Origin of the sequence: Neisseria sp. HMSC065D04, from assembly GCF_001815675.1 — a bacterium.
In the GTDB taxonomy this organism is placed as follows: Bacteria; Pseudomonadota; Gammaproteobacteria; order Burkholderiales; family Neisseriaceae; genus Neisseria.
The window spans coordinates 91034-92888 of sequence record NZ_KV821493.1 but is presented as its reverse complement, the minus strand read 5'-3'; the positions used below and the strand labels follow the sequence as shown (position 1 = coordinate 92888).

3 protein-coding genes are annotated in these 1855 nt (G+C 52.6%); 2 read left to right on the top strand and 1 reads right to left on the bottom strand.

Going from position 1 to position 1855, the window contains the following annotated elements:
• Nucleotides 1-89: 89 nt before the first annotated feature.
• On the top strand, nt 90-428 hold the full coding sequence (locus tag HMPREF3050_RS03945) for a general secretion pathway protein GspG (protein WP_070773557.1): 339 nt from the start codon (nt 90-92) through the stop codon (nt 426-428).
• Nucleotides 428-667 (top strand): NF038104 family lipoprotein, encoded by a 240-nt coding sequence (locus HMPREF3050_RS03940; RefSeq protein ID WP_070773555.1) that lies wholly within the window; start codon nt 428-430, stop codon nt 665-667. Before HMPREF3050_RS03945 ends, HMPREF3050_RS03940 begins: the two co-directional genes overlap by 1 nt.
• A gap of 260 nt (nt 668-927) precedes the next feature.
• On the opposite strand, the gene HMPREF3050_RS03935 is transcribed toward HMPREF3050_RS03940, so the two are convergent.
• Nucleotides 928-1707, bottom strand: a complete 780-nt coding sequence (locus HMPREF3050_RS03935) for a ferredoxin--NADP reductase (RefSeq protein WP_070773553.1) — start codon at nt 1705-1707, stop codon at nt 928-930.
• Nucleotides 1708-1855 lie beyond the last annotated feature (148 nt).

The following is a 1855-nucleotide window of genomic DNA, read 5'->3' as shown; positions in this document are numbered from 1 at the left end:
AACGCCGTACCGGTTTAAAGTTAATCCACTATAATCCGCCATGGATTTTCCGTTACAATAAAAGCTGATTTTGTTCACAGGAACCCATCATGCAGATTCAACCCTACCAAGCCGACATTGCCGAAAGAATGCTGGTCGGAACGACCGGAGAAACCATTCATCCCGATGCCCAATTCGTCCACACCGAAAACGGCTATTGGATTGCGTGGCATGACCAAACCGCCGCCCTACTCGCCCCCGATACGCCGCCCGATATTCCCTGCTTTTGGGTTGAAGGCGCGCAAAGCCTCGAAGAACTTGTCGCACTGGTTGAAAACGGGGAATTTGACGAAATGGAAGAATTCGACGGCGACGACGAAAGCTGGCACGAAGCGGCTTCCAGATGCAGCGGCGGACACCACGACCATCAATGCGGATGCGAACACTGATGACCATAAAAGTCCTTCTACTTCCCGTGTTCCTCAGTTTGGCACTCAGCGGCTGTATCGTCACCAGCGCCGTCAATCTGGCCGCCACCACCGTCATGACCGCAGGTAAAATCGCCGTCAAAGGCACAGGCGCGTTAATCAATGCCGCCATTCCCGACAAGGATAAAAAGAAGGACAAAGAAAAGAAATCCCGCGAACAACAGACGGATGATTATTTAGAAGAACCGCATGAAGAATAAGCAGCCGCGCCCCACACCGAGGGCTGCAAAACCATTCATTCAAACAAAAGGTCGTCTGAAACGGCAAACCGTTTTTCAGACGACCTCTTTTGCTTCTATAGGGGATTAACTCTAAATCAGGACAAGGCGACGAAGCCGCAGACAGTACAGATAGTACGTTCAGCACCTTAGAGAATCGTTCTCTTTGAGCCTAAGGCGAGGCAACGCCGTACTGGTTTAAAGTTAATCCACTATATTAAGACCTTACCGGATCATCAGGCTCAAAATCCGTTTTCCATCATGATTTCGCCGGGGATGCGGTTGCGGTGCATAGCAAAGCCCAAGTCCATCAATGCTTGGAACGTGTCTTTGACCATAGCGGGATTGCCGCAGACCATAAAGCGCGTGTCCGCTTTGGTGAACTTGAATCCCGCGTATGCTTCGAGGCTGCCGTTTTTCAGCAGCTCGGGAATGCGCTTGCCGCTCAATGCGCCTTCGGTTTCCTCGCGCGTGGTGATGGGGACGAAGCGGAATTTGTGGAAATGCTCGCTAATCAGCGGATGGTCTTTCAACGCTTCAACACGTCGTCTGAAAATCAGTTCGCCGGCGAAAGAAACCGAGTGCGCCAAAATCAAGCGGTCGAAACGCTGCCAGATTTCGGGCTGCTCGATGATGGAAAGGAAAGGCGCGATGCCCGAACCCGTGGAGAGCATGACCAAGTCCTTGCCGTCGGGGAAGCGTTCGGGCAGGAGGAAGCCCGTAGCGGTTTTGTCGAGCAGTATGGTGTCGCCCTCTTTCATCGCGGCAAACCGCGCGGACATGAGACCGCCCTCGATCAAAACGGCAAAATATTCGAGCGTGTCGGCGTATTCGGCGGACACGACGGAATACGCGCGCCAGATAAAGCCTTCGCCGTCGCGAAACCCAAGCCGCGAAAACTGTCCTGCCGAGAAGCGGTAGGATTCAGGGCGGCTGATGGCAAAAGTCATCAGCTTGGGCGTATGGTGTTTGATCCACAGGACTTTTTCTTCGGTGAACTTGGCTTCGGGCGAGGCTGCCATAATGGGGATTCCTTGTGTGTGCGGGATGGGAAACGAGAGGTATTATACCCGTTCGCTTGACGAAAGGTCGTCTGAAAACCTGATTGTCCGGTTTTCAGACGACCTTGAAGCGGAACTATAGTGGATTAACTTTAAATCAGGACAAGGC